The organism is Streptomyces sp. CA-250714 (assembly GCF_050936705.1).
In the GTDB taxonomy this organism is placed as follows: domain Bacteria; phylum Actinomycetota; class Actinomycetes; order Streptomycetales; family Streptomycetaceae; genus Streptomyces.
This window is the reverse complement of the sequence record NZ_JBNJMI010000002.1, coordinates 1,719,364-1,745,723: the sequence shown is the minus strand read 5'-3', so window position 1 is coordinate 1,745,723 and position 26,360 is coordinate 1,719,364. Positions and strand designations below refer to the sequence as shown.

29 protein-coding genes are annotated in these 26,360 nt (G+C 71.2%); 18 read left to right on the top strand and 11 right to left on the bottom strand.

The features are described 5' to 3' along the window. Window positions 1-59: 59 nt before the first annotated feature. The 3 genes from ACQEU8_RS26710 to ACQEU8_RS26700 form a co-directional block, all read right to left on the bottom strand. Window positions 60-1,187 (bottom strand): sensor histidine kinase, encoded by a 1,128-nt coding sequence (locus tag ACQEU8_RS26710; RefSeq protein ID WP_433105408.1) that lies wholly within the window; start codon window positions 1,185-1,187, stop codon window positions 60-62. 171 nt (window positions 1,188-1,358) lie between these two features. After that, entirely contained in the window at window positions 1,359-3,647 is a 2,289-nt protein-coding gene (locus tag ACQEU8_RS26705; protein WP_433105406.1) for a TOMM precursor leader peptide-binding protein, read from the bottom strand. 36 nt (window positions 3,648-3,683) lie between these two features. Then, window positions 3,684-4,040, bottom strand: a complete 357-nt coding sequence (locus ACQEU8_RS26700) for a hypothetical protein (RefSeq protein WP_433105404.1) — start codon at window positions 4,038-4,040, stop codon at window positions 3,684-3,686. Window positions 4,041-4,345: 305 nt separating this feature from the next. On the opposite strand from ACQEU8_RS26700, the gene ACQEU8_RS26695 reads away from it, so the two are divergent. The 3 genes from ACQEU8_RS26695 to ACQEU8_RS26685 all read left to right on the top strand — a co-directional run bounded on the left by ACQEU8_RS26695 (window position 4,346) and on the right by ACQEU8_RS26685 (window position 7,084). Then, a complete protein-coding gene (locus tag ACQEU8_RS26695; protein ID WP_433105402.1) occupies window positions 4,346-5,203 on the top strand; it encodes an AfsR/SARP family transcriptional regulator in 858 nt (285 codons plus the stop codon). Between the two features lie 113 nt (window positions 5,204-5,316). Continuing rightward, window positions 5,317-6,147 carry a thioesterase II family protein gene (locus ACQEU8_RS26690; RefSeq protein ID WP_433105400.1) on the top strand — a complete coding sequence of 277 codons (831 nt, stop codon included), beginning with the start codon at window positions 5,317-5,319 and terminating at the stop codon, window positions 6,145-6,147. An 82-nt stretch (window positions 6,148-6,229) separates the two neighbouring features. After that, complete coding sequence (locus ACQEU8_RS26685; protein ID WP_433105398.1) at window positions 6,230-7,084, top strand: AfsR/SARP family transcriptional regulator; 855 nt, start codon at window positions 6,230-6,232, stop codon at window positions 7,082-7,084. Window positions 7,085-7,209: 125 nt separating this feature from the next. On the opposite strand, the gene ACQEU8_RS26680 is transcribed toward ACQEU8_RS26685, so the two are convergent. Beyond that, window positions 7,210-8,292 (bottom strand): hypothetical protein, encoded by a 1,083-nt coding sequence (locus ACQEU8_RS26680; protein WP_433105396.1) that lies wholly within the window; start codon window positions 8,290-8,292, stop codon window positions 7,210-7,212. Beyond that, window positions 8,289-9,755 (bottom strand): DUF6002 family protein, encoded by a 1,467-nt coding sequence (locus ACQEU8_RS26675; RefSeq protein WP_433105394.1) that lies wholly within the window; start codon window positions 9,753-9,755, stop codon window positions 8,289-8,291. Before ACQEU8_RS26675 ends, ACQEU8_RS26680 begins: the two co-directional genes overlap by 4 nt. 237 nt (window positions 9,756-9,992) lie before the next feature. On the opposite strand from ACQEU8_RS26675, the gene ACQEU8_RS26670 reads away from it, so the two are divergent. From ACQEU8_RS26670 to ACQEU8_RS26645, 6 genes are all read left to right on the top strand, one after another. Further along, on the top strand, window positions 9,993-11,246 hold the full coding sequence (locus tag ACQEU8_RS26670; protein ID WP_433105392.1) for an aldehyde dehydrogenase family protein: 1,254 nt from the start codon (window positions 9,993-9,995) through the stop codon (window positions 11,244-11,246). A 189-nt stretch (window positions 11,247-11,435) separates the two neighbouring features. Continuing rightward, a complete protein-coding gene (locus ACQEU8_RS26665) occupies window positions 11,436-11,774 on the top strand; it encodes a TcmI family type II polyketide cyclase (protein WP_433105390.1) in 339 nt (112 codons plus the stop codon). Continuing rightward, window positions 11,771-12,031, top strand: coding sequence for an acyl carrier protein (locus ACQEU8_RS26660; RefSeq protein WP_433105388.1), 261 nt, complete (start codon window positions 11,771-11,773; stop codon window positions 12,029-12,031). Before ACQEU8_RS26665 ends, ACQEU8_RS26660 begins: the two co-directional genes overlap by 4 nt. Next, window positions 12,028-12,813 carry an SDR family NAD(P)-dependent oxidoreductase gene (locus tag ACQEU8_RS26655; RefSeq protein WP_433105386.1) on the top strand — a complete coding sequence of 262 codons (786 nt, stop codon included), beginning with the start codon at window positions 12,028-12,030 and terminating at the stop codon, window positions 12,811-12,813. Before ACQEU8_RS26660 ends, ACQEU8_RS26655 begins: the two co-directional genes overlap by 4 nt. Beyond that, window positions 12,813-13,193 carry a SchA/CurD-like domain-containing protein gene (locus tag ACQEU8_RS26650; RefSeq protein ID WP_433105384.1) on the top strand — a complete coding sequence of 127 codons (381 nt, stop codon included), beginning with the start codon at window positions 12,813-12,815 and terminating at the stop codon, window positions 13,191-13,193. Before ACQEU8_RS26655 ends, ACQEU8_RS26650 begins: the two co-directional genes overlap by 1 nt. A gap of 4 nt (window positions 13,194-13,197) precedes the next feature. Beyond that, entirely contained in the window at window positions 13,198-13,659 is a 462-nt protein-coding gene (locus tag ACQEU8_RS26645; protein WP_433105382.1) for an anthrone oxygenase family protein, read from the top strand. Window positions 13,660-13,810: 151 nt separating this feature from the next. Here ACQEU8_RS26645 and ACQEU8_RS26640 read toward each other — a convergent pair whose 3' ends face one another. The 4 genes from ACQEU8_RS26640 to ACQEU8_RS26625 are packed head-to-tail and all read right to left on the bottom strand — an operon-like array spanning window position 13,811 to window position 17,667. Next, entirely contained in the window at window positions 13,811-14,983 is a 1,173-nt protein-coding gene (locus ACQEU8_RS26640; RefSeq protein ID WP_433105380.1) for an NAD(P)/FAD-dependent oxidoreductase, read from the bottom strand. A gap of 55 nt (window positions 14,984-15,038) precedes the next feature. Further along, window positions 15,039-15,791 carry an amino acid ABC transporter ATP-binding protein gene (locus tag ACQEU8_RS26635; RefSeq protein ID WP_433108728.1) on the bottom strand — a complete coding sequence of 251 codons (753 nt, stop codon included), beginning with the start codon at window positions 15,789-15,791 and terminating at the stop codon, window positions 15,039-15,041. Window positions 15,792-15,823: 32 nt separating this feature from the next. Next, window positions 15,824-16,759 carry an amino acid ABC transporter permease gene (locus ACQEU8_RS26630; RefSeq protein ID WP_433105379.1) on the bottom strand — a complete coding sequence of 312 codons (936 nt, stop codon included), beginning with the start codon at window positions 16,757-16,759 and terminating at the stop codon, window positions 15,824-15,826. Continuing rightward, on the bottom strand, window positions 16,756-17,667 hold the full coding sequence (locus tag ACQEU8_RS26625) for an ABC transporter substrate-binding protein (RefSeq protein WP_433105378.1): 912 nt from the start codon (window positions 17,665-17,667) through the stop codon (window positions 16,756-16,758). Before ACQEU8_RS26625 ends, ACQEU8_RS26630 begins: the two co-directional genes overlap by 4 nt. 216 nt (window positions 17,668-17,883) lie before the next feature. Here ACQEU8_RS26625 and ACQEU8_RS26620 point away from each other — a divergent pair, with 216 nt between their 5' ends. Further along, on the top strand, window positions 17,884-18,837 hold the full coding sequence (locus tag ACQEU8_RS26620; protein WP_433105376.1) for a LysR family transcriptional regulator: 954 nt from the start codon (window positions 17,884-17,886) through the stop codon (window positions 18,835-18,837). Here the strand turns inward: ACQEU8_RS26620 and ACQEU8_RS26615 are convergent. After that, on the bottom strand, window positions 18,827-20,251 hold the full coding sequence (locus tag ACQEU8_RS26615; RefSeq protein ID WP_433105374.1) for a multicopper oxidase family protein: 1,425 nt from the start codon (window positions 20,249-20,251) through the stop codon (window positions 18,827-18,829). The genes ACQEU8_RS26620 and ACQEU8_RS26615 overlap by 11 nt on opposite strands. 54 nt (window positions 20,252-20,305) lie before the next feature. Beyond that, complete coding sequence (locus ACQEU8_RS26610; protein ID WP_433105372.1) at window positions 20,306-20,677, bottom strand: SchA/CurD-like domain-containing protein; 372 nt, start codon at window positions 20,675-20,677, stop codon at window positions 20,306-20,308. 286 nt (window positions 20,678-20,963) lie between these two features. On the opposite strand from ACQEU8_RS26610, the gene ACQEU8_RS26605 reads away from it, so the two are divergent. From ACQEU8_RS26605 to ACQEU8_RS26570, 8 genes are read left to right on the top strand one after another with little or no spacing between them, the layout of a single operon-like run. Beyond that, window positions 20,964-21,398: a cupin domain-containing protein gene (locus ACQEU8_RS26605; RefSeq protein ID WP_433105370.1), complete on the top strand. Its 435-nt coding sequence runs from the start codon at window positions 20,964-20,966 to the stop codon at window positions 21,396-21,398. Next, window positions 21,395-22,696, top strand: coding sequence for a beta-ketoacyl-[acyl-carrier-protein] synthase family protein (locus ACQEU8_RS26600; RefSeq protein WP_433105368.1), 1,302 nt, complete (start codon window positions 21,395-21,397; stop codon window positions 22,694-22,696). The genes ACQEU8_RS26605 and ACQEU8_RS26600 overlap by 4 nt, the downstream gene beginning before the upstream one ends. Beyond that, a complete protein-coding gene (locus ACQEU8_RS26595) occupies window positions 22,693-23,997 on the top strand; it encodes a ketosynthase chain-length factor (RefSeq protein WP_433105366.1) in 1,305 nt (434 codons plus the stop codon). The genes ACQEU8_RS26600 and ACQEU8_RS26595 overlap by 4 nt, the downstream gene beginning before the upstream one ends. A gap of 12 nt (window positions 23,998-24,009) precedes the next feature. Then, entirely contained in the window at window positions 24,010-24,477 is a 468-nt protein-coding gene (locus ACQEU8_RS26590; RefSeq protein ID WP_433105364.1) for an SRPBCC family protein, read from the top strand. Next, window positions 24,474-24,935 (top strand): DUF1772 domain-containing protein, encoded by a 462-nt coding sequence (locus ACQEU8_RS26585; RefSeq protein ID WP_433105362.1) that lies wholly within the window; start codon window positions 24,474-24,476, stop codon window positions 24,933-24,935. The genes ACQEU8_RS26590 and ACQEU8_RS26585 overlap by 4 nt, the downstream gene beginning before the upstream one ends. 25 nt (window positions 24,936-24,960) lie before the next feature. Further along, entirely contained in the window at window positions 24,961-25,713 is a 753-nt protein-coding gene (locus ACQEU8_RS26580) for an SDR family NAD(P)-dependent oxidoreductase (RefSeq protein ID WP_433105360.1), read from the top strand. Further along, entirely contained in the window at window positions 25,713-26,057 is a 345-nt protein-coding gene (locus ACQEU8_RS26575; protein ID WP_433105358.1) for an antibiotic biosynthesis monooxygenase family protein, read from the top strand. The genes ACQEU8_RS26580 and ACQEU8_RS26575 overlap by 1 nt, the downstream gene beginning before the upstream one ends. Next, window positions 26,047-26,358: an antibiotic biosynthesis monooxygenase family protein gene (locus ACQEU8_RS26570; RefSeq protein ID WP_433105356.1), complete on the top strand. Its 312-nt coding sequence runs from the start codon at window positions 26,047-26,049 to the stop codon at window positions 26,356-26,358. The genes ACQEU8_RS26575 and ACQEU8_RS26570 overlap by 11 nt, the downstream gene beginning before the upstream one ends. Window positions 26,359-26,360: the final 2 nt, after the last annotated feature.

Genomic DNA, 26,360 nt, shown 5'->3' with positions numbered 1-26,360 from the left:
GGACGACCCGCCTCCGTGCGATGCGGGGCCTGGAGCGTCGCCGGCCTGGAGCGCCGGTCCTAGGCGCCGCGTACCGAAGGCGGAATCTTCGCTTCCAAATGGAAGCAGCCGTCCTCGTGCACATCCGCGTGCAGGGTGCCGCCGATCGCGGCGACTCGGGTGGCCAGGTTGCCGATGCCGCTGCCGCCGTCGGCGTCCGGCTGCGGAGTGGTCGGGTCGAGCGGGTCGGGGCGCGGCTGCACCCCGTCGTTGACCAGCCGCAGCACGGCGTGGTCCGGGCCGCCGCGCACGGTGATCTGGCAGTGCCGCACCTTGCTGTGCCGCAGGATGTTGGTCACGCCCTCGCGCAGCACCGTGGCCAGCACCGTACCGACCGTCTCCGAGATGTTCTCCAGCGTGGAGTCGACCTCCGCCTCGATTCCGGCCGCCTCGAACACCGAGACGGCCGAGGAGATCTCGACGGGCAGCGAGATGTTGCGGTAGCTGCGCGCCACGGCCCGTACGTCGGACAGCGCCTGCCGGGAGATCTCCAGGACATGTGTCACCTCGTCCTTGGCGCGGGGCGGATCGGCGTCCACCAGCCGGTGCGCCAGCTCGCTGCGCAGGGTGATCGCCGACAGGCTGTAGCCCAGCAGGTCGTGCAGATCACGGGCGAAGCGCAGCCGCTCCTCCTCGACGGCCAGCCGCGCGATCTCCTGCTGTGCCGCACGCAGTTGGATGACGATCTCGGACAGCTTGGTGAGCCCGTAGACGACGGCGCAGGTCGTGAGCGTGGACACCCCGTTGTAGGCCACGTCCAGCGGCGGCCAGCCCGAGGAGGTGGTGACGATCATGACGCTGGCCAGGCAGCCGGCCATCCCCAGCCATGACCAGGGCTTCCGCAGCGTCAGCAGCAGCGAGCCGGCGAGCAGCCCCGGCAGCCCGACCCAGGACGTACCCAGCAGCAGCATCGGCAGAAAGGTGCAGATCGTCTGCACGACGAGCACCCCGTACTGGTAGGCGCGGCTAAGCCGCATGCCGCGCTGGGTCGAGCGGGCCACCTGGGTGCAGAACATCACCGCGATCGCCGTACCGCCGACCAGGATCTGGTTCAGCGAGCCGCCGATGGTCAGCAGGTGCAGCACGGCCGCGCCCATGATTCCGCTGAGCGCCACGACGAAGACGGTCAGCACTATCCGCGGAGCCATGGCGGCGTCGACCCCGTACACGGGCGTCCTCAGTGCCCAGTGCTGTGGTCGCTGACGTAAAGATTGCTGCTGTAAAGAGGCTCGCTCTCCCCCAGGGCTCACCTTGCGATCCCCCCTCGCCCCGCCGAAGGTGTGCACAGCATAGGCGAGGGGGTCGGGGGCCACCATCGGCTAGACGAACACCGGGATGGGGTTAAGGCCGTCGTAGTGCGGCGGCTGAGCGAGACGGCCGAGTGAAACGGGCACATCGTAGAGCCTTCCGGGTGCGAATCGTGCCCAGAAGTGCCGCAGCCCCGGCACGACGACCTTCACCACCGGGATGCCCAGATCGGGCCGGGTCTGATCAAGCACCAGCATGTCCATGCCGTGCCGGCGCAGCAGCGCCACCGCGTCCTCCACGTCCTCGCGCAGGTCGGGGCGTGGTGTGTAGGTGTAGTCGGCGGCACACAGCACGGCCGCCTCCGGATCCGGCGCCAGATAGGACTGGTCGGCGACCCTGCGCCGGACGCACCAGTCCCGGAAGACCGGGTCCTCGAAGCTGAGTCGGGTGTCCAGCACTGCGGGCAGCATCTGGGTCATCTCCGTCAACGCCCTGCGCAGGGCCAGCGCCGGGTCCTGATGGCAGCCGAAGCCGAACAGGATGTCCTCCCGGTCGCAGCGGGTGCGGTCGGTGTGCCGGGAGACGGCGCACATCACCGGGATGCCCAGGTCCGAGGTCAGGTCCAGCACCCAGAACTCGCGGCCCATCGCGGCGTACGAGGCGCGCATCCGGGAGATCCACTCCTCGCCGAAGGACTCCGGGTCCACCTGCGGCTGACGGGTGCGGTTGTACCACCACAGCGCCACCGCGTCGCGTTCCACCAGCTCCAGGAAGCCCTGGAGGATGGCGTCCTCCAGGCTGCTGCCCGCCGCGTTGCCGTTGGAGTCGGCGCGGGCGAAGACCGGCGCTTCGGTGTGCTGCGGGGTGGCGAAATAGAGCATGGAGGTGGGCAGCAGCCGGTGCCGCCGCTCGGTCAGCGACCACACCGGGGTCCAGTCGATGACCGCCTGCTCGTCGAACGGATCGCAGACGAACTGGAACGGCGAGTGCACCGCGTTCCACTCCCGCCGGTGGGCGTACTGCCGCTCGTCGTACAGCTGGCAGGAGTTGGGATGCACCGCCGCGCCGCCCAGCTCGGTGAAGCGCCCCTGGATGCGGGCCTCGTCTCCCTGGAAGGTGCCGGAGTACCGCTCCAGCGCCTCGCACAGCGCCCCGACCTTCGCCTCCAGCTCCGTGACGCCCTTGCCCGCGCTGTGGCTGCGCAGCGCCGAGCGCAGGGTGCGCACCCCGTTGCCGAGCAGGGCCGGATTGCTGCCGGACACAAAGGCGTTGAGGTCGGACGGGCAGCGCGGGTCACGTTGCAGCAGCCGCACCACGCCGGTGACCTCGCCGACGAGGCGCTCGTACCGCTGAAGCATCTCGCGGCTCGACAGCGACCGGTGACCACCGCCCGTGATCACCTTGGGACGGGAGACGAGCGTCACCGGCTGCCGCGTGCGGACGGCAACCAGCGCCGGATCGCCGCAGGCCGGGCACTGCGGCCGGCGCTCGACCGGGTGGTGCCGGCCCTCGCCGCGCAGGCTGTCCAGGGTCCATACCGCCGACTGGCGTGCGTCCCGGAACCCGCCCAGCCAGGTCGCCGCCCGGAACGCCAGCATGTGGAGCGCACAGGCCCGGCTCGCGGGGATGTGCGCACGCGGCGGCGTGACCGGCGCGGACAGGCCCAGCGCCTGGCCCACATAGCTGTGCGCCGTCCTGTGGTGTCTGAGGCGGTGCGCGAGGCAGTGCCAGCAGGCGCCCTCGCCCGGCTGGAAGAACGGCCCGAGCCACGGTTCGACGCCGTACGGCTTCGCCAGCAGCCAGGGCCGGCCGGTGCGCCGCTGCGCCGCGTCGATATCGGCCAGCGCCGGCGAGAGATAGTCCTCGCACAGCACCACCGTCAGGGTGTGCCCGGAGGTGTCGTCCGGCTCGGTCAGCGCCACTCCGGCGGCCCGGAACGCGTCCCGGGCGGCGCCGGGGTCCTCGCTCCCGTCGAGGGTGAGCAGTCTGACCCGTCCCGCGGACAGTTCGGCGTCGGCCCGTACCCCGTTCAGCCCGGCGGACTCCCAGAACGCTGAGGTGGCATCGGACTGTGCCGCGCTCGAACCGGAGGTGGGGGCGAAGCTGGCGACGAGGTTGGCCTCGGTCAACTGGCCCAGCAGGCTGCCCAGTTGGCCGGGCGAGAGCACTCCGCGGGTATCGCGGGCCAGTTCGGCCAGATCCCGGCTGCCGTCGAGCAGCGGCGCCAGGGCGGCCATCGCCGCGCCCTCGACCGCTGTGACTCCCTGCTCGGAGACGAGATACGTGGCGTCCCCCGGCACGACGGCCGGGCGCAGATTCTTACGGAACCCCAGTCGGGGCAGTGCGGTTTCGATCTCCATTCTGTGTATCCCCCGCTCTGTGTGCTTCGAGCTGACTCAGCAGCCCGGTTCGATGGGGGAGATCGGAACGGTGGGGATGCGCTGCTCGGCCGGCGCTGCGTACGTCCAGCTGTCGCACAGGGCGGAGTGGCCGACGGTGTCGCGCGGGTTGAGGCTGGTGATGGTCACCTCGCAGCCGAGCCCGGTGGGCAGCGCCGGAATGTGCGTCCGCTCGTCGGTGGGTATGCCGAACTCGGCCAGCACGCTGCGCGGTTCGACCGCGTAGCGCACCGCGAGGGCCGGGTCGAGACAGCACTGGGCGGTCAATTCGGCGAAGCGCCAGTCCTGGTCGATGGAGTCAAGGGCGCTGTGCGCGCGGTTGACGGTGACCTTGGCGAGCGCGTGACCTGACATCGTGACGTCTCCCGTCTGCTGAGAGAAACCCATGGCCCCCCGTGGACTCATGGGGCGACGCGGTGTGGGGAGTGGCCCGATTTGATGGGTCCGTTGCGCAGAACAGAAGTGTGAGTGGGACCCGGTACGGGGGCCAGTGGCCGCTTCACGACCCTCCATGTGAAGAATTCATGGCTCGTCCCGCCACATATCCGCGCCATGATCGTGAGTTACTCACTGTTCCCCCACACGGCCGGGGTGGGATTCTCCAGATCCTGTATCACTTCGCATCACTTCTGCGAGAACCGCCAACGGGGAGGCCCCCAATGCGTATCAGGGTGCTGGGAACTCTGCACGCCGAGACGGCGGGCGTCTCGATCGCGCCGAGCGCGGCCAAGCCGCGGCAGATCCTGGCCCTGCTCGCCCTCCAGAGCCGGCACATCGTGCCGGTGTCCGACCTGATGGAGGAGGTGTGGGGCTCGGGCCCGCCGCGCAGCGCCCCCACCACACTCCAGACCTACATCCTGCAACTGCGCCGCAGGCTGCGCGCCGCGCTCGGCGAACCGGGCGCGCTGCCCGGCGCCGGACCCGCGCCCCGCGACCCGTACGCGCCCAGCGACAAGGACATCCTGGCCACCCGGCACGGCGGCTATCAGCTGGAGATCGCCGACTGCGACGTCGACGCGCTCGAGTTCGCGCGGCTGACCCGCACCGGGCACGCCGCCTACGAGGCGGGCGACATGGCCAAGTCGTCGCAGCTGCTGGACTCCGCACTCGCGCTGTGGCGCGGCCCCGCGCTCGCCGACCTCCCGCACGGCAAACACCTGTCCATCGAGGCCACCCGGCTGGAGGAGAGCAGGCTGGGCGCGCTGGAGCGGCGTATCGACGCCGACCTGAGGATGGGGCGGCACCGCGAGGTGCTGGGCGAACTGTGCGCGCTGCGCGGCCGCTATCCGCTCTACGAGAATCTGCACGCGCTGCTGATGGTCGCCTTCCACCAGGACGGCCGCTCCTCGGACGCGCTGATCGCTTTCCGGCGGCTGCGCGGCACCCTCGTGGAGGAGTTGGGCCTGGAGCCCTCGCCCCGGATCGACCGCCTTCACCAGGCCATTCTCCGGGGCGAGGATGCCTTGGACGCGTGGCGCGGAACCGGCTCGGGCCAGGCCGCCGGTCTCGCGGGGTGATGTGCCCTACCCGGGCCCGGTCCACCCCGCTTCGAGCTGTCGTCCAGCGCCGGTCGTGAGGATCTGGCCCTCGGCGACCGGCCCCGTCAAGGGGACGGGGGAAGGGGGGAGGGATGAACGCGTATCTCGCGGCACCTCCCGGCCACCGGCCGACGGACGCACCGCCCGGCACGGGCGAGGTGTCCGCCGACGGACTGCGGCTGTTCTGCTTCCACCACGCGGGTGCGGGCGCGCTCACCTTCGCGCGCTGGCGCCGCGGTTTCGATCCCGGCGTATGTGTACTGCCCGTCCGGCTCCCCGGCCGGGAGACCCGGCTGCGTGAGCCCAGGATCACCGACGGGCGCCGGCTGCTGGACGAGCTCGACGCACAACTCGGTCCACTGCTGGAACAGCCGTACGCGCTGTACGGGCACAGCCTCGGCGCCCTCGTCGCCTACCGCTTCGCACAGCGGGTACGGCGCGCGGGCCGCCCGACGCCGGCACTGGTCGGGCTGGGCGCCTGCCCGCCGCCGCATCTGCCGACGCCGCTGACCGACCAGCGTGAGTTGCCCGACGCGGCGCTGCTGGCCGCGCTGGACCGCTACGGCACGCTGCCCTCCTATCTGTTCGAGCGCCCGCGCTGGCTGCGCACCCTGCTGTCCACCATGCGCGACGACCTGCGGCTCGCCGCCAGCCTGCGCGGGGTCGACGGTGCGGCGGACGAGGGCTGGAACGAGCCGCTCGACTGCCCTGTGCACGCCTTCGCCGGCACCGCGGACGAGGCCGCACCGCCCGCCGCCGTCGCCGAGTGGCGGCGCTGGGCGAACGGGCCGTTCGCCGTGCACACCGTCCCCGGCGGCCACTTCTTCGTCCGCGACACCGCGCTGCCCGAGCTGCTGGCGGCACAACTGCGCCTGCGCACCGGGCGGGAGCGCGTCTCGCACCTGTCCGAAGCATCCATGTAGTTCCGAGTTCCGAGTGTTCCGAGTTCCGACGTACGACACATCGTTTCGATCTCGCACACAACGCACCCGAAGGGAGCGAGAGATGGACATCAGCGTGCTGGGGCCCTGCAGGGTCGTCCAATCGGGGGTCTCCGTCGTCCCGACCGCGGTCAAACCGAGAAAGGTGCTCGCCCTGCTGGCCCTCTACCCGGACCAGGTGGTCTCCGTCGCCTCCCTGGTGGAGGAGCTATGGGGAGAGTCACCGCCGCGCAGCGTCCAGACCACACTGCAAACGTACGTACTACAACTGCGCAACCTCATCGCGGCGGCCCTCGGCGATCGGCTTCCCGCCGACCTGCCGAACGGCGCCAAGAGCGTACTGATCACCGAGTCCGGCGGCTATCTGCTGGACACCCAGGGCGGCATGGTCGACGTCTCGGAGTTCGAACGGCTCTCCGGCGCCGGACACCGGGCGCTGGAGGCCGGTGACTTCGTGGGCGCCTCCGCCTCCTTCCGCAGGGCGCTGGAGCTGTGGCGCGGGCCCGCACTGGTGGACGTGCAGTGCGGACCGCTGCTGGAGATCGAGGCGACCCGGCTGGAGGAGTCCCGGCTGGGCATCCTCAACCAGCGCATCGAGGTCGACCTCAGCCTGGGCCGGCACCACGAACTGGTCGGCGAACTCTCCGGGTTGGCCGCGCAGCACCCGCTGCACGAGGGGATTCAGGCGCAGCTGATGCTCGCCCTGTACCGCTCGGGCAGACGCGGCAACGCGCTGGAGGTCTACCAGCGGCTGCGGGGGGTTCTATCCCGCGAACTGGGTCTGGATCCCTCGCCCGATCTGCAGCGGCTGCAGTGTGCCGTGCTCGACTCGGCCGTCGAACTGGAGCTGACCGGTGCTGCCCGTGAGGCGGCCTTCAGCGGCAGCGGGGGGCCGCTGAGGGCACTCCGTGGGGGCTGAGTCGTTTTCCGGGGAGGGGGTGCCCCTGTCCGTCCTTTGCGGGCTGCGGGTGCGTTGTGGTCGCTCGCGCAGTTCCCCGCGCCCCTGACGGGGCGCGGTCCGCGGCTCCCATGCGGGGGCAAGCCTTAGTGGGCCAGCACGGTGCGGGGCGGATGGCGGAGGTGGCAGCCGCCCGGGCGGTTGCCGAATAGCAGAGTGCGTAGCACCAGCGGCGAAGCCGCGGGACGCACGTGTTCCTGGACCACGCTGTCGGCCTGCTCGAAGGCCCGCCGTATCGCGGTGGTCCAGGTGCGGTCGTCCGTTTCGTGGCCCACCAGGACGGGCCCCGTACCGGACACAGCTCGCTTCAATATGAACCGTTCGCGGTGGGCCAGCAGCAGGTCGGGCAGTTGCTGCTCGGTGCCGTGCCATCCGGTGCGGCCCGCGAGGGTGATCCGTGTCCATGGCAGTCGGCGTTCCACCAGTGCGCGCTCGCCGCGGGTCATCCAGGGAAGGCCCTCGGAGACCAGGGCCAGCGCCCGTTTGTCGGCCAAGAGACCACTGCTGAACGGCGGCAGCAGCAACAGTCCGGCGCGCTGTGCGTGCCGTACGGGCGCCGGGTCCGTACCGCCTGACTGCCGTGTGCCCAGCATGCCCAGCGCATAGCGCAGCCGGCCGGGGCGGCCCAGTGCGCCGGGCAGCCGGCCGGGGTCCACCAGGTCGGCGGTGAAGCCGCGGTCCCGCAGGTCCTGTGCCTCGTCCGGGTGGAAGCCGGGCCCGATCAGGGCCACGGCGGGCGGCAGCCCCCTGCGGGCGCACAGGTCAGCGAGCGCCTCGGCACGGGCGGCCCGCGGGTCGTACCCGAACAGCGGCTCCCCACCCTGCTCCGGGAGTGCTTCGCACTCGTGGGGAACGCCGAGGGCCGCGCCGGTGTCCAGGCCCACCAGCCATGGTCCCGCCTCGCCGACCACGAAATCGGCACCGGCCAGCAGGGTGCAGCAGTCCGTCTCCGTGGTCTCCAGCCCTGAGTGCGGCAGTTGGTCCGCTGGGTCCGCGCCCAGGGCGACCAGCCGTTCCGGCCAGGAGGGTGCCGGCGCCAGCACCGCTCTGCGCACCAGCGCGAGCAACTGCGCCGCGGTGTCGAACAGTTCGTCGTAGGAGTGCCGCGGCAGCACCAGCGGACCGGCGGGCGGCAGGGGGACGCCGGGCAGGCCCGGCGTCGCCGTCACGGCCGCCATCCGTACGGGTGCAGTGCCCGGGTGACGACGGAGTGCAGCTCGTCGACGGAGTCCGCGTACCGCACGAGCTCGTCCGGCACCGGGGCGCGGTCGTCGTCCGCGCTGTACGAGCCGGTGCCGTGCACCACCACCTCGGGCTCGGTCAGCAGGCCCCGCTGCACGGCGTTCATGACCCCGGTCAGCGTCATCACCAGCGACCACTCGGCCAGCCGCGCCGGGTCGGCGGGGAGTTCGATGCCCGCCGGGCGCAGCATGGCGCGTACGGACGGATAGCGGGCCAGGCACTCGTAGCGCGAGACGACGATTCCGTCGCCCCCGTGCGTGCGCACCAGCGCGGTCGTCGCGGGCGCCGTCGCCGGGGCGCGGGTGAAGAAGGTGGGCTCCAGAATCTCTTCCAGGCTGTGGGCGGTACGCGGGAAGTGCGGGTCCCGGCTCTCGGGCGGCTGCTGGTGGAGGCGGCGCGCCCTGTCGTACCTGTACGGCGGCACGCCGTCGCGGGAGAACGATCCGGTCAGCAGATGGAGCACCAGTTCCGGAGTGTGCAACTGCTGCACCAGCAGATAGCGCGAAGAAGACGGCTCTGTCGCACCGTCCGGCTGCACCAGTGTGCTGCCCAGGCGGTGGCCCAGCAGTCCCGATCCGGTGGCGACCGCCTGCGCGTGCACCCGGCCGGCGGCCGGAGCGGCGCCCAGCGCGTCCCGTTCCACGAAGGCGCGCAGCGCGTCCATCGCCTGCTGTTCGACGGGATCGTGCACGTACCACAGCGCGGTGCCCGTCCCGGTGCGCAGCGCACTCGCGCGCTCCCGGCAGTACGCGGCGGCCAGTTCGTGCACGGCGCCCGGCTCCGAACCGTGGTAGACCACCAGCGGATTGCGGCGCCGCAGCTGCGGGTGCCGGGCCAGCGCCGAGTCCGCCACCTTGTGCCGCGAGCAGGCGGGCACCAGGCTGACCACCCGCACCTGGTCGGGGCCCGCCAGCCCGCACATCTGGGCGCGCAGCACGGCAGCGCGCAGCGCGGTCGCCCTGTTGCCGGACGAGGGTGCCAGCAGCGTGACGCCCTGGCCGGTGCGCCGTACGTGCTGCACAGCGCGCGCGACCGTCACCAGCGCCCCGCCGGGCTGCACCGCCTGCGCTCCCGGGCCCCGGCACAGGTCGAGCAGATGCAGCCGGGTGCCGCGGTAGTCCGGCAGCCGTACGACGCGCGCGCTCGCGGGGGCCAGGTAGGCGCGCAACTGGCCGTCGAGCGCCGGGAGTTCGCCGTCCGGGGTGAAGGCGGCGGGATCCTCCGCCGCGCCACCCGGTTCCGCGGCAGCCGTTCGCTCGTGCAGGGCACGGACGAGGGTACGGACGGTGTCCCAGTGGTCGGTCAGCGGTTGCCCGGAGGACGCCGTCCGCTGCCGGGGCCCGGCGAGGCCGGTATCCGTGTCGGGGCCGGTGTGTGCGGTGAGAGTCATGGACGGGTCCCCCTCCTGATCCGGGACCGGCCCGCTGCCCGGGTCGGCCCTCTCGACACCCCGCCTGTGTCCCTCTACGCTGAAATCACCGTCTCTGGTATGAGATTGCATGACATCGAACGACATCGGTGATTCCTCGGAAATGCGGCGGCGAGCCGCAGGGAAAGGTAACCCGGCTGGGTCGAGTGCCGGTTGAAACCGGTCGGACCGGCCCCGCCCGCGCCCGAGGAGTCGTCGATGACCCAGCCCTCCATGCCCGTGCTGGAATCCGTCACCCGCACGTGGCCCGACCTCGAGGCCGCGCACGAAAGGGCCACGGGCGCCGGCGCCGCGCTGCTGCACGGCCGTACCGAACTGCTGACAGCGCTCACCCGGCTCGCCACCTATGCGAGCGCCCGCGACGAACTGCTGCGCTCGCTGCGCGCGGTGGCCGGAGCGCCCTGGGAGCTGGCCCGCACGGGAGTGCCGCAGCTGTCCCGGATCTCCGTCGTCCTCCCGCAGCAGACCGCGCTCTACTCCTATGTCCGCGACTGCCTGGTGCCCGCGCTCTACTGCGACGAGGTGGTGGTACGGCCCGCGCCCCGGATCCGGGAGACCGCCTACGAGGTGCACCGGATCATCAGCCGCAGGCTGGAGCCGCAATTGGCCGAGCGGATCCGGTTCACCGACGCCGCCGAGAGCGACTTCACGCCCGTGTGCGCCGAGTCCGACGCCGTCGTCTTCACCGGCTCCGCCGAGGACGGCAGCCGGCTGATGACCCGGATCGGCGACGGACCGCTCTTCCTCCTCTCAGGGCCCGCGCCCAACCCGCTGATCGTCGGGCCGCGTGCCGAACCGGCCGCCGCGTGCCGTGCCGTGCTGCGTGCCCGGCTGCACAACTCGGGCCAGGACCGGCTCTGCCCCGATGTGCTGTTCGTCCACAGGCTGCGGCTGAACGCGCTGGTCGAGCAGTTGCGTGCCGAGCTGTCCGTGCTGACGGTCGGTGCCCGTAGCTGGCCCGACGCCGTGCTCACCGCGCTCACTTACGGGGAGGCCGTGCAGGGGGCTGCGCGCTTTCTGGCCGCGCACGGGGATCGGGTGGTGGCGGGTGGTGGAACCGATCTGGAGCGGATGCAGGTTGAGCCCTCACTTCTCGTCTTCGACGAGGATCCCGGCTTCCATCCGCCGCCGTTGGCCGGGCCGCTGTTCTGTGTCGTCCCCTATGAGGACCCCGAACTGCTGCGGGCCTGGGCGCGGCATCCGTTGGAGTTGGAGCGCGGGATGTACGCGGGGGTGCTCGGTGAGCCGCGGCTGACAGGGCAGACCCTTGGTACGGCTGTCGTTCTGCGTGATGCCACGCCTTTTGATGCGGAGGACGGGAATCAGCCGTTCGGCGGGTATGGCGTGCGGGCCAGTGGTGTGCGGCGGGAGGGGCGGCTGATTGGGCGTCCGCTGTTGCTGTCGCGCGAGGTCGCGCAGCGCCGGGCTGTGATTACCGGCCCGCTGCGGTAGCCGTGCTGGAGAGGGGCTGCCCCTTGCTGCGTTCGCAGGCTGCGGGCACGACCTGGCCGAGCGCGCAGTTCCCCGCGCCCCTTCGGGGCGCGGGTTGAGTGGCGCTGTAGAGCCCCCTGGCAATCTGCGCGGGTAGGCCCGTCGGATGGATGGGACGGGCTGCTCCAGACCTTTCCGAAGGAGGCGACGGTGGCACACCGGACGCTCATAGTGGCGCGGATGGAGCCGGGTAAGGCCGACTCCATCGCGCGGATCTTCGAGGAGTCGGACGCGACCGAACTCCCCCACATGGTGGGGGTGGCGCGGCGGACGCTCTTCACCTTCCACGACCTGTACTTCCACCTCGTGGAGGCGGACGACGACATCACTCCCAACCTCTACCGCGCCCGCAGCCACCCCCTCTACGACGACATCAACACCCGCCTCGCGCAGTGCGTGTCGCCCTACGACCCGAACTGGCAGGAGCCCAAGGACGCGATGGCCAACCCGTTCTACGTATGGACGGAAGACGGAGGGAGGATCCAGTGAGCGAGTTCACCCAGCGCGAGCTGGCCGAGAAGCTGCTGGAGTGCGCGGGCGAGGCCGAGGACGTCGACATCGCCGACGAGTCGGCACTGGACGTGCCGTTCCTCGAACTCGGCTACGACTCACTAGCGTTGCTCCAGGTGACCGGCGTCATCAAGCGCGAGTACGGCGTCGAACTGTCCGACGATGCCGTGGTGGAGGCGGAGACGCCCCGGCTGCTGCTCAAGATGATCAACGCCAACCTGCCCGATGCGGCATGAGCGGCGGAACCGCAGCCGGTACGGAAGGCGGTGTGCTCCCAGCGCCGGGACTCGCGGGCAAGCGTGTGCTGGTCACGGGCGGCACCCGGGGCATCGGCCGTACCACGGTCCTGGCCTTCGCCGAGGCGGGTGCCCGGCTCGTCGTCGCCCACCGTACGGCTGGTGACGACGCGCGCACCCTCACCGAGGCGCTGGCCGCCACCGGTGCCGAACACCACCTGGTGCGCGCCGATGTCACCGAGTCGCGGGACGCCGCCCGGCTCGCCGAGGAGTGCCGCACGCGGCTGGGCGGCCTGGATGTGCTGGTCAACAACGTCGGTGTCGACGGGCACAGCAAGTTCGCCGACCTGGACGAGACCGAGTGGCACCGGCTGATGGACTCCAACGTGACCTCCGCCTATCTGGTCACCCGCGCCGTCCACGAACTGCTCGCGGACGGCGCCTCGATCGTCAACGTCGGCGCCTCGGTCGCCCTGCGGGGACGGGCGCTGGGCACCCACTACTCCGCCTCCAAGGCGGCGCTCGTCGGTTTCGGCCGGGCGCTGTGCAAGGAGGTCGGCAGCCGCGGCATCCGCGTCAACACCGTCGCGCCCGGCGTCACCGCGACCGAGGACGAGCCGGGTGCAGGGCTGCCGCCGCAGCTGGTCGAGCGCCTCGCCGGAATGACCGCACTGGGCCGGCTGGGCACCGCGGCGGACGTGGCGGGCGCGGTCCTCTACCTCGCGGGTGACACCTCCCGCTACATCACCGGCGCCACGCTCACAGTCGATGGAGGAATCTGATGCCCTACGCGGCAATCACCTACCGGGTCAAGCCCGGCCACGAGGACGAGATCGCGGAGATCTTCGCCAACTTCAAGCGCGTCGACACCCCCGATCTGACCGGGGACGACGGCCAGGCGGCCGGACGGCTGCTGGGCACCGGCGTCTTCATCAAGGACGACGTGATGGTGCGCGTCATCCACTACGAGGGCGACTTCGCCGCGGTCGGCAAGCACATGGCCCAGCAGAAGGGCGTGCACATCCTGGAGGAGAAGCTCCAGCCGTATCTCGCCGAGGAGCGCGACACCTCCTCCCCGGCGGCCTTCGCGGCCTACTTCCGGGATGCCACCATGCGGTCCATCGCCCAGCTGACCGTGGACACACACCCAGCCGGGAGCTGAACCGATGCGGGTGGACGCTGTCCTCGGGGTGGCCGTTCTCCTCGGCAGCGGCGTCACGGCGGGGGTCCTCTTCGCCGTGGCGCTCAGCGTGCTGCCGGCGCTGTTCGCCATGGAGACCGGCACGTATGTGCATGCGCACAAGCTGCTGGGGCGGAACTGGGACCCCACCATGCCGGTCGTCGTCCTGACGTCCACGGGGCTGGCCGTCGCCCTCGCCTTCGTGGCCGACGGCGCCTCGGCCCGTGCGCTGTTCGCCGTCGCGGCGGTCCTGCTGTTGGGCGTTTCCGCCGTCTCCCACCTGTGCAACGTGCCCATCAACAGACGGGTCAAGGCTGTCGCGGACCCCACCGCGCTGCCCGACGACTGGGAGGACCCCCGCCCCTTGTGGCGCCGCTGGCACCTGCTGCGCACCGCGCTGTCCCTCGCCGCCTTGGCGCTGAACGCCGTTGCGGTGACAGCGCTGTGACCCGCGTGGGGGTGCTGCGCTTGCCCACCCTGCGCCCCTGGCGCAGACTGCCCAAGCACAGCAAGGGGGACGCGCCCCGAAGGGGCGCGGTGAACTGCGCGACAAGCCACAAACGACCCGCAGTCCGCAACCGACAGCAAGGGGCAGCCCCTCACCGGGACAACGGCGAAGCCTCCGCTCGGTGGCCGCTCATCACGGCGAGGCTTTCGTCGCGGATCGGGCGGGAAGTGTCGCGGTCGGGCCGGTAGGGGGCCAGCTCCGGGATGGGGGCGGAGGTAGTCAACTCCTGTGCCGCAAAGGCGGCGAGCAGCGGCGCCAGGGTCACCCCACTGTGCGTCGTAATGGTGTAAAGGCCGGGCGCCTCCGGATGCGGGCCGACCAGAGGGAGGCCGTCCTCAGGGACGGGCCGCACCCCGATGCGGGTCCCTCCCAAGGCACGGAAGGCGGGCAGCAACGCGGCGCACCGTCCGAGCAGATCCGCCTCGGGAGGGACGGCGGTCGCCGCGGTGGGCTCGAGCAGCGCGTCGACCGGCCAGGAGATGGCGCAGACCCGGTTCCCCGGCGCCGGGCGCAGATCCACGCCGGGCGTCGCGAGGATGGCCCGCAGCGGTTCGGCGAGCGGGGTCGACTCGCCCACCAGCCCGGGGATCTGCCGCAACGGCAGCCGTACACCGGCCAGTTCGGCAACGCGCCCGGCGTCGGGCCCTGCGCAGTTGACGACGTGGTCGGCCTCGAAGCGCCGGCCGCGTGCCTCGGCGCCGCGTACCCGCCCGCCGTCCAGCAGCAGAGCGGTGACGGGACTGTCGTAGCGGATGTCGGCGCCCAGCGTCGCGGCGCGGTCGAGCAGCGTGCGGGCGAGGAGGGGCGCGTCGTACCAGGCCGCGTCGTCGTGCACGACGAGTTCGGGCGCGTGGCAGGCGGCAGGGTCGACACCGGGGGCGAGAGTGCGCAGTTCGCCGGGGTCGGCGGTGCGGCAGGGATGCCCCCAGCCGGCCAGGCGCTCGGCACGGGCCCGGAGGGTGCGCTGTTCCTCCTCGGTGTGGCCCCACTGCACGAGCGGTGCCCGGTGGCGCCAGCCGGCATCCCCTCCCACGGCGCGGATCTCCTCCTCCAGCTCCCGGTGCAGGGCCGCGCTGCGCCGGTTGAGCTGGAAGTAGGAGTGCGGGGTCTTGAGGTGGGTGACGTCGATGGAGAACGTGGCGCTGGAGGTGCCCGGCGTAGGGCCGCCCGCGTCGAGGACGGTGACGCTGACGCCTGCTTCGGCGAGCCGGTGCGCGGTGGCGGCGCCGATCACTCCGGCACCGATGACGACGGCTCGGGACATGACGGAACTCCCTTGGGGGGGTGGCGGGTGCAGCGGGAAGGGTCGGGCGGGGCGGTCAGAGGACCTTGCTGAGGAAGGCGCGGGTGCGCTCGTGGCGCGGGGCGCCCAGCACGTCCGCCGGCGGGCCGGTCTCGACGACGACCCCGTCGTCCATGAACACCAGCGAGTCGCCGACCTCCCGCGCGAAGCCCATCTCATGGGTGACGACGACCATGGTCATACCGTCCTCGGCGAGCGTCCGCATCACCTCCAGCACCTCGCCGACCAGTTCGGGGTCGAGCGCCGAGGTGGGCTCGTCGAAGAGCATCAGCTCTGGCTCCATCGCCAGGGCGCGGGCGATGGCCACCCGCTGCTGCTGGCCGCCGGAGAGCTGGGCGGGGTAGCTGTGTGCCTTGTCGGCCAGCCCGATGCGGTCGAGCAGCGCGGTGCCGCGTGCCCTGGCCTGTTCCTTCGGCTCCTGCCTGACCTGGACGGGAGCCTCCATGATGTTCTCCAGGGCGGTCATGTGCGGAAAGAGGTTGAAGCGCTGGAAGACCATGCCGATGCCCTGGCGGCGCCGGGAGACGGCCTTCTCGCTCAGCTCGTACAGCCGGCCGTCCCGCTCCTCGTAGCCGACGAGCTCGTCGCGTACGTACAGCCGTCCCCGGTCGATGGCCTCCAGATGGTTGACGCAGCGCAGGAAGGTGGACTTGCCGGACCCTGAGGGGCCCACCAGGCACATCACCTCGCCGGGGGCGACGGTCAGGTCGATGCCCTTGAGTACTTCGGTCCGGCCGAAGCTCTTGTGCACACTCTCGGCTCTGATCACGGCCGGGGCCGCTGTCGATGTCGCTGCGGGGGTCAACGTGCCTTCTCCTCACGGTGGTTCCGGGCTGCGGCGCGCAGCCGCTGGAGCGGGGTGGGCGGCAGATCACGGCTGGCGCCGCGGCCGAAGCGCCGCTCCAGATAGAACTGGCCGACGTTGAGCACCGAGGTCGCCACCAGATACCAGAAGCAGGCGACGACCAGCAGCGGAACCTGCTGGAAGTTCCGCGAGTAGATGCCCTGGATCGAGGTCAGCAGTTCGGGTACGGCGATGGCGAAGACCAGCGAGGTGGTCTTCAGCATGGAGATCGCCTGGTTGCCGGTGGGCGGGATGATGATGCGCAGCGCCTGCGGCAGCACGATGCGGCGCAGGGTCTGCCCGCGGGACATGCCCAGCGCCTGGGCCGCCTCGTTCTGGCCGTCGTCGACGGAGGTGATGCCCGCCCGCACGATCTCCGCCATGTACGCCGCCTCGTGCAGCCCGAGTCCGAGGACGGCGGCGGTCAGCTGGGTGATGAGGGTGTTGGTGTCGGCCTGGACGAACGTCGGCCCCCAGGGGATGCCGAGGCCGACGGTGGGGACGACCGCGGACAGGAAGTACCAGAACAGCAGCTGGACCAGCAGCGGGGTGCCGCGGAAGATCCAGATGTAGCACCAGCTCAGCTGGGACAGGATCGGGTTCGAGGACATCCGCAGGATGGCGAGGACGACACCGCCGGCGATGCCGAGCGCCATGGCGAGCGCCGTCAGCAGCAGCGTGGTCCGTAGCCCCTCCATGATCACCGGCGAGAAGAGGAACTCACCGACGGTTCCCCACTGCATCCGGGGATTGGTGATCCAGCCCTCCAGCAGGAAGACCAGCAGGAAGGTGACGACGACCGCGGCGACGCGCAGTCCTGGACGGCGCAGCGGGACGGCGGTCAGCGACTCGGCCGTGCCGCCGCGGTCCGCGGGGGCGAGGATCTGGGTCATGCCGAGCCCCCGTTCACCGTGGCGCGCTCGAGAGCCCCCGACTCGATGTCCCATGCTTTGAGGATCTTCGCGTAGGTGCCGTTGTCGATGAGTTTCTGCATGGCACCGCGGATGGCCCGGACCAAGGTGCGTTCCTCCTTGTTGATCAGGATTCCGTAGGGCAGGAAGCGGTACGGCTTGCCTGCCGTGCGGAACCTCCCGTGGGACATCTCCGCCTGGTAGACGACGGTGGGGGTACCGCCGACGAAGGCGTCGGCGCGGCCCGTGGACAGGGCCTGGAAGCAGCCGACGGAGTCGGGGAAGACCAGCTTCTCCAGCTTCGGCTTGCCGGCTGCCGCGCACTTCTTCGCCTGCGCCGCCACGTCGTCGACCTGCGAGGTGCCCTGCTCGACGGCGACCTGGTTGCCGCACAGGCTGGTGAGGGAGCGGATGTTCCCGGCGGACTGCTTCGAGGCGAGGATGGAGCTGCTCGTCTTCATGTAGTCGACGAACGTGACCTGCGACTGGCGTTCCTTCTTGTCGAGCATGGCCTGGATCGCCACGTCGTAGCGGTGGGAGCGGACGCCGCCGATGATGCTGTCGAAGTTCGCCTGCACCAGGTGTACGCGTACGCCGAGGATCTGGCCGACGGCGCGGATGAGATCGGGTTCGGCGCCGATGACGGTCTTGTTGTCGATGTCCAGCAGGGACAGCGGCGGATAGTCGTTGCCGACGGCCGAGGTCAGACTCCCCTTGGCGCGGATGTCCTCGGGGAGCAGCGCGCGGAGAGCGGGGTCGGTGCGCTGCTCGGGCACCTTGGACCGGTTGACGGTATCGGTGCCGCCACAGGCCGTCACGGTCGAGATGAGCAGCGCCGCGAGCGCGAGGGGAAGTGCGGTGGCGCGGGCCCGCGGATGCCTTCCCGGCACGGTGCCTCCCTTCTTCAGCTGCTGGTCAGGGGACCGGTGCAGGCGGTGGACGCCCGCTGCGATTTCCCGGGGGATGACCCCCGTGCCCCCAGCCGGACAAACAGGCCAGATGGGGCATGACATCGCGAGGCGAGGCTCAATAATCTGCGGGATGGCGGAGGCCTGGGCAAGGTCAGAGAGAATGAACGTTGCCGTACGGGGTGTTAAGTTCAGCTGATGCTGACCCCACCGCAGCTGCAAGCGATATGCGAGGTCGTCGCCGCGGGATCCTTCCGTACGGCGGCCCAGCGCCTCGGGTACACGCCCTCCGCCGTCTCGCAGCAGATCTCCACCGTCGAGCGCGCCCTGGGCGTCCCGCTCTTCGAGCGCTCACCGCGCAGCGTGCGCCCGACCCCGGCCGGGCTCCAACTGGCCCGGCGTGCGGGACGGCTGCTGGCCGACCTGGCCGCGACGGAGAACGAGCTGCGCGCCTACGCCGCCGCCGAGCGGGGACGGCTGCGGCTGGGCAGCTTCTGGTCCGCGGGGTTCCGGCTGGTGCCGACGGTGCTGACCGGGTTCCTGCGTGACCGGCCCGAGGTGGAGGTCCGCTACGAGGAAGGAGACCCGCAGGTCACGGTGCCCGCCGTACTGGAGGGGCGGCTGGACCTCGCGGTGATCTTCGAGTATGGAGTGGTGCCGCACAGCTGGCCCGAGGGGCTGGAGCACACGCTGGTCCTGGAGGAGCCGCTCTATCTGCTGCTGCCCGCCGCGCACCCGCTGGCCGGACGGCCGCAGCTGCGCCTGGCCGAACTGCGGGACGAGCGCTGGATCAGCTACCACGAGGACACGGACGCCGCTCGCTGTCTGCGCCACATCTGCGCGGCCGGCGGCTTCCTGCCCGAAGTGCTCTTCCGTACGAACGACTACAACCTGCCCTACGAGCTGGTCCGGCAGGGTCTGGGCGTGGCGATCGCACCCGAGCTGGCCGTCCCGGACCCGCCGACCTCACCCGACACCTCCGGCACCCGGCTCGTCCGGCTCACCGACCCCACGCACACCCGCCGCGTCTACGCCACCCGGCGCACCACCGACCCCAACCCGTTCCTCCCCCAGGCCCTCACCCTGCTGCACGCCGCCGCGGCCGCACTGCCCGAGCGGGCCGATGGGGAGTGCCACGCGGTCACCGCGTGATGTCCATCTGGCCCATCATGCCCATCTGGAGGTGCCCCAGCAGATGGCAGTGGTACATGTACAGGCCCTCGTAGTCGGTGAAGCGGAGCTGGATACGCGCCGACTCCCCGGCCAGGACGGAGATCGTGTCCTTGAGCCCGGCCTCACCGGCCGCGGGTGGCTTGCCGTTGCGGTCCAGGATCTTGAAGGCGTTGAGGTGGGGATGCATGGAGTGCGGAATGCCGTACTGGGTGTCGGCATTCGTGATCTTCCAGGTCTCGGTGACGCCCAGCTTCGGCCGGATGTCGACGCGGTCGACGTCGAACGGCTTGTTGTTGATGAGGTGCTCGCCCGTCTTCGGATTGAAGGACATCGTGAACTCGCGCTCGACCTGTGAGGTCCCGAAGTCCGGGACGGGCCGTAGCTTCGACGGCACGCTGCTCGGGTCGGCGGCCTCGCGGACCACGTCGAAGCGCATGACCCCGGGGGCCTCGCCCTCGTACGGGTAGGTGTTGTTGAGCACCAGTTTCCGGCCGACGCCGTAGCGGGCGAAGTCGACGACGATCTCGTGCCGTTCGCCCGGCCACAGCTGGAGCAGCCGGGTGGTGACGGGCGCCGGAAGCAGCCCGCCGTCCGTCGCGATGTGCGTGAACTCCTCGCCCTCGCCCTCGCCGAGCTGGAGCAGGAACAGCCGCTCGTTGGAGGTGTTGATCAGCCGCAGCCGGTACTTACGGGCCGCCACCTCGAAGTAGGGGCGCGGCCGGCCGTTGACGAGGACAGTGTGGCGGCCCTCGAAGTCATGCATGTCCCACACCAGCGCGCCGTTCTCCTCGAACTCGGCGTCACGCAGCTGGAGCGGCACGTCGTACTGCCCCTTGGGCAGCGGCAGGCTCTCCTCGAACTCGTCGGTGACGAGGTAGGTGGCCGCCAGCCCGCGGTAGACGTTCTCGGCGTGCTCGTGGTGCGTGTGGTCGTGTATCCACAGGGTGGCGGCGTCCTGGGCGTTGGGATAGCGGAAGATCCGCTGGTCGCCGGGGTTCACCTGGTACTTGGGGTGGCCGTCCGAGCTCCCCGGGGTGTGGCCGCCGTGCAGATGCATGGAGAACGGCACGTTCAGCCTGTTGATCTGCTCGATGACCACCGGCCTGCCCCGCCGGGCCACGATCAGCGGGCTCATCGTCCCGTTGAAGGAGCGGATCCGCGTCGTGGTGCCCGGCAGCACGGTGACGTCGGCCTCCCGCGTCGTGAGCCGGTAGAAGTCGTGGTCGGCCAGCCGCACCGGGCGAATCGGGGTGGGCACCTTCAGCGGGGTGGTGAACGGCGACTCGGCCGCCCGTGCGGTGCCCGACCGGCTGCCGACGACGACGCCCGCCGGTACGGCGGCCAGCACGCCCGCCGCGGTGGTGGCCCTGAGCATGTTTCTGCGTGTGAGCAAGGAGAACTCCTCCAGAGAGCCGGACTTGGCGAGCCGGGATCGGGCGGGCCCGGATCAGGCGGCGTCCCTCACCGACATCTGCGCCATGCAGGTCAGCAGCGAACGGCGGAACGTCTGGACGAAGCCCTCGACCGTGTCGGTCGCCCGTGGCCGGGCCAGATACGGGGCCAGCTTCTCCTCCACCTCGCGCACCCCCGGCTGGGTCGCCATGTGCCGGGCGATGGCGTCCAGGTCGCCCTGGTACTCGATGACCCGGACCATCGTGTCGTCGCGGATGAAGACGGCGGTGGAGAGGATGCGCGCCGCCTCGCCGCCCGCCTCGTCCTGGACGACGGGCGAGCCCACTCGCCGGAAGTTGCCGAAGATCTCGGAGATCTCCTTCTCGTACCCCGCCTTGATGTCGTAGGTAATGGCGGCGAACGGCATGGGCTGCTCCCTCGCTGTCGCGGACATGGTCCTTGCGGGGCTATCTCGCCGGATGCCGCTCGCCGCGTGCTTGAGCTCCGCTGGGGAGGGGTTGCCCCTGTCCGCCGTCTGCAGACTGCGGGCGCGTTGTGGCTTGGCGCGCAGTTCCCCGCGCCCCTTCGGGGCGAAGCCCCCATCCATGGCGGTTCGAGCGGACTTGTAGGGCCGGCTGCCAAGGTCCCCGCGCTGGGCGAGGGCGCAACCACCCGGCGGCACCAGCCAAGGACACCGAAGGAGGCGGGGGTCAGTGACCACCGAGATCACGCGCACCGTCCGGGTGCACGCCGACGACGTCGAGGCCAACACCCGGCGCGGCGGCGACATCAGGACCACGCTCAGCCCGAAGACCACGGGATGCACCAGCGGTTTCGGCGGGGTGCTGACCCTGGCGCCGGGCGAGCACGTCACCGAGCACTACCACCCCTACTCCGAGGAGTTCCTGCACATCGTCACCGGCCGGCTGGAGATGACGATGGACGGGCAGGCCGTACAGCTGGGGCCCGGCGACTCGCTGCTGGTGCCCATCGGGGTACGGCACCGGCTGGTGAACACCGGCACCGAGTCCGCGCACGCCGCCTTCCACCTCTCGCCGCTGGCGCCCCGGCCCGACCTGGGGCATGTGGACACCGAGCAGGTGACCCGGCCCGAGCAGCCCAACCCCTCGGTCGGCGGTGCCTCGTGACCCGTGACGCAGCGACCGGCCGCCGCGCGGTCGTCACCGGCGTCGGCGTGGTCGCGCCCGGCGGCGTGGGCCGGGAGGCGTTCTGGAAGCTGCTGTCCGACGGCCGGACAGCGACCCGCCGCATCTCCCTGTTCGACCCCGCGGACTTCCGCTCCAAGATGGCGGCCGAGGCCGACTTCGACCCCGTCGCGGCGGGACTCACCCCGCGGCAGATCCGGCGGATGGACCGCGCCGCGCAGTTCGCCGTCGTCAGCGCCCGGGAGGCCGTGGCGGACAGCGGCTACGACTTCACCGCCGCCGACCCGGCCCGTACCGGGGTGAGCATCGGCAGCGCGGTGGGCTGCACCATGGGCCTGGAGGAGGAGTACGTCCTGCTCAGCGACGCCGGCAAGCACTGGCTGGTGGACCACACCTACGGAGTGCCGCATCTGTACGGCTACATGGTGCCCTCCACCCTCGCCGTCGAGGTCGCCTGGGAGGTCGGCGCCGAGGGGCCGGTCGCGCTGATCTCGACCGGCTGCACCTCGGGGCTGGACTCCATCGGGCACGGCGTGCAGCTGATCGAGGAAGGCAGCAGCGACGTGGTGCTGGCGGGGGCGACCGACGCGCCGCTCTCGCCGATCACCTCCGCCTGCTTCGACGCCATCAAGGCCACCTCGCCCAACAACGACGACCCCGAGCACGCCTCCCGCCCGTTCGACGCGCAGCGCGACGGATTCGTCCTCGGCGAGGGCGCCGCCGTCCTCGTACTGGAGGAGAAGGCGGCGGCCGAGGCGCGCGGGGCCCGTATCTACGGGGAGATCGTCGGCTACGCGGGCCGCAGCAACGCCTTCCACATGACCGGGCTGAAGGCCAACGGGCGGGAGATGGCCGAGGCCATCCGGGTCTGCCTCGACCGGGCCCGGCTCGATCCGACCGCCGTCGACTACATCAACGCGCACGGCTCCGGCACCAAGCAGAACGACCGCCACGAGACGGCCGCGTTCAAACGCAGCCTCGGCGAGCACGCCTACCGGGTCCCGGTCAGCTCCATCAAGTCCATGGTGGGCCACTCGCTGGGCGCCATCGGCTCCATCGAGGTGGCCGCCTGCGCGCTCGCGCTGGAGAGGCAGGTCGTACCGCCCACCGCCAATCTGCACAACGCCGACCCCGAGTGCGACCTGGACTACGTTCCGCTCACCGCGCGCGAGCACGCCATGGACGTGGTGCTCAGCGTCGGCAGCGGCTTCGGCGGCTTCCAGAGCGCGACCGTGCTGGCCAGGCCCGGAGTTGTGGCGTACGAGGGGAGGGCCGCATGAGCCCCACCGCGACCGCTCGGCCGACGCCCGTCTCCGCGACCGGCGTCACCACCCCGACCCGCGCCCCCGTGGTCACCGGGCTCGGTGTCCTGGCACCCACCGGCATCGGCACCGAGGAGCACTGGGCCTCCGTGCTGGCGGGCCGCTCCGCCATCGACCGGATCACACTGTTCGACCCGACGCCCTACCCGGTGCGGCTCGCGGGCCAGGTGCCCGGATTCGTGGCCAAGGAGCGGGTGCCCAGCAGGCTCATCCAGCAGACCGACCGCTGGACCCATCTGGGGCTCGCGGCGGCCGAGGCCGCCATCGCCGACGCCGGGGTCACCCCGGCCGAACTGCCCGAGTACGAGATGGCCGTGGTCACCGCCAGCTCCTCCGGCGGCACCGAGTTCGGCCAGCACGAGATGGAGAACCTCTACCAGCACGCCCCCGACTGGGTGGGCGCCTACCAGTCCATCGCCTGGTTCTACGCGGCCACCACCGGCCAGATCTCCATCCGGCACGGGATGCGCGGCCCCTGCGGCGTGCTGTGCTGCGAACAGGCCGGCGGACTGGACGCCATCGGCCAGGCCCGGCGGCTGATTCGTACCGGCGCCAAGCTGGTGATGACGGGCGGCACCGACGCCTCGCTGTGCCCGTACGGGCTGACGGCGCAGCTGACCACCGGGCAGCTGTCCACCGTGCAGGACCCGGCACGCGCCTATCTGCCGTTCGACGCCGACGCTTCCGGCTATCTGCCCGGTGAGGGCGGTGCGTTGCTCGTCGTCGAGGACGCCGACGCGGCCGAGGCCCGCGGCGCCGGGCAGGGCTACGGCCGGGTGCTGGGCTACGCCGCCGCCTTCGATCCGCCGCCGGACTCGGACCGAGGGCCCGTGCTGGCCCGCACCGTGCGCACCGCGCTCGCCGACGCCGAGCTGGCGCCGGCCGATGTGGACGTGGTGTTCGCCGACGCGCTCGGCGTACCGGAGGCCGACCGGGCCGAAGCCGAGGCGCTGGCCGAGGTGTTCGGACCGCGCGGCGTACCGGTCACCGCGCCCAAGACGCTCACCGGACGGCTCTACGGCGGGGGAGCGGCACTGGACGCCGCCACGGCCCTGCTGGCACTGCGCGACCAGATCATCCCGCACACCGCGGGCCCGGCCGCGGCAGCGCCCGGATACGAGATCGATCTCGTACTCGGTGAGCCACGCCGGGCCGAGCTGCGAACCGCGCTGGTCGTCGCACGCGGCCACGGCGGCTTCAACGCCGCACTCGTGCTGGGACACGCGCCGCAGGACGCGCCGGGACACAACGAGAAGTGAGGAGGGACCGCCATGGCGGGCCACACCGACAACAGCATCGTCATCGACGCGCCGATGGACCTGGTCTGGGACATGACCAACGACCTCAAGTCCTGGCCCCAGCTGTTCAGCGAGTACGCGGCAGTCGAGGTGCTGGAGGAGAACGACGGGGAGCAGGGCCGCGAGATCATCTTCCGGCTCACCATGCACCCCGACGAGGACGGCAACGTCTGGAGCTGGGTCTCCAAGCGGATCCCCGACCCGAAGGCCCGCCAGGTGCGGGCCCACCGTGTGGAGACCGGGCCGTTCGAGTACATGAACATCTACTGGGAGTACCTCCCCGAGGGTGACGGCACCAGGATGCGCTGGGTGCAGGACTTCCATATGAAGGAAGCCGCGCCGGTCACCGACGACGGCATGACCGAACATCTCAACCGCAACACGGCCATCCAGATGAAGCTCATCAAGGAGAAGGTCGAGGCAGCGGCGGGGCGGTCGTGATCGCGTATCTCGCCCCGCTCGTCGTCCTGTTCAACGGGCTGGCCGCCGGTGTGCTGTTCGGCACGCAGCTCGGCGGCTGGCCGCTGCTGGCGGCGCTGCCCGCCGACCGGTACGTGCACGCACACGCGTTCTTCGCCACCCGCTACGACCCGGCCATGCCGATCTGCCTGCTCGGCACCCTGGCCGGGGACATCTGGCTGGCGGCGGTCAGCCCGCACGCGGTGGCCCGCGGACTGTTCGTCGCGGGCGCCGCCCTCGCGGCGGGCACCATCACCATCTCGCTCACCAAGAACGTCCCGGTCAACAAGTGGGTGCAGACCCTCGATCCGGACAATCTGCCCGCCGACTTCGCCGACCGCGACCCGCGTTGGCGCTGGGGCGCCTGGAACCAGCGCCGCAGCGCGCTGACCGTCCTCGCCCTGATCGCCAACTGCGCGGCCCTCACGCTGCTGCTGTGACAGACGACCCTTTACGGAGGAACTCATGGATCTCGGCCTCAAGGGCAAGAAGGCCCTGGTCACCGGCGGTACCAGGGGAGTGGGCCGGGGCATCGCGCTCGCCCTCGCCGAGGCCGGCGCCGATGTGCTGACCTGCTACCAGAAGGAGAGCGAAGCCGTCGCCTCGCTGGAGGCGGCACTCAAGCAGACCGACGGCGACCACCATGTGGTCTGCGCCGACGTCTCCGACCCGGACAGCGTCGGCGCCCTCATCGCCGAGGCCCGCAGCCGCTGGGGCCGGCTCGACGTGGTCGTCAACAACGCGGGCGCCATCAGCCACATCCCCTACGCCGAGCTGCCGCTGGAGGAGTGGCGGCGCATCGTCGACACCAACCTCACCGGCGTCCACCTGGTCATCCAGGCGGCGCTGCCGCTGCTGCGCGAGGGCTCGTCGGTCGTCAGCATCGGCTCCAAGGCGGTGGAGGCGGGCATCCCGCTGCGCTCCCACTACACCGCGACCAAGGCCGCGCTCGTCGGCCTGAACCGGTCCCTGGCCAAGGAGTTCGGCGCCAAGGGCATCCGCTTCAACATCGTCGCACTCGGCGTCATCGAGACCGAGAACCTGCACAAGATGCCCGAGGACCAGCAGAAACTCATGATCGAGCGGTACAGCGCCAAGACCGCGCTGGGCCGGCTCGGCACCCCCGACGAGGTTGCCGGCGCCATCCTGTGGCTGGCCAGCGACCTGTCCCGCTATGTCACCGGCGCCACCATCGGCGTGGACGGAGGGATCTCCTGATGCCTACGGAAACCAAGCGCGAAGGGCAGTTCCGGGTGCTGCTGCGGATGCAGATCAACCCCGGCATGGAAGCCGACTTCGAGAAGGTGTGGCGCGGCAGCACCGAGGCCGTCACCGGCCACCCCGCCTGCCTGGGCCAGTGGCTGTCCAAGTCGGCCGACGAGGAGTCCGTCTACTACATCGTGAGCGACTGGGTGGACGAGCCGGGCTTCCGCGAGTTCGAGACCAGCGACGCGCACCTCGCCCACCGCGAGCGGCTGCACCCCTACCGCTCCCAGGGCTCCTTCAACACGATGACGGTCGTCGCACACGTGCCGGGCACGGCAGGCACGGATGCCCGCTGAAGTCCGCGTACTGGTCCACCAGGCGGCATACGACGACGAGCAACTGGCCGCGGTACGCGCGGCGTACCACCAGGTCAGCAAGCGGATGGCACAGGTGCCCGGGATGCTCGGCAACGAGCTGCTGCGGTCGCCCGCCGACCCGACCGCGCTCGTCGTCGTCAGCCGCTGGTCCGACATGGCGGCCTTCCGCGCGTGGGAGGAGGGCGCCACCCACAAGGACGACACCGCGCCGCTGCGCCCGTACCGGGACACGCGGCTGAAGGTGCCGTTCGGCATCTACGAGGTGGATGCCACCTATTGACG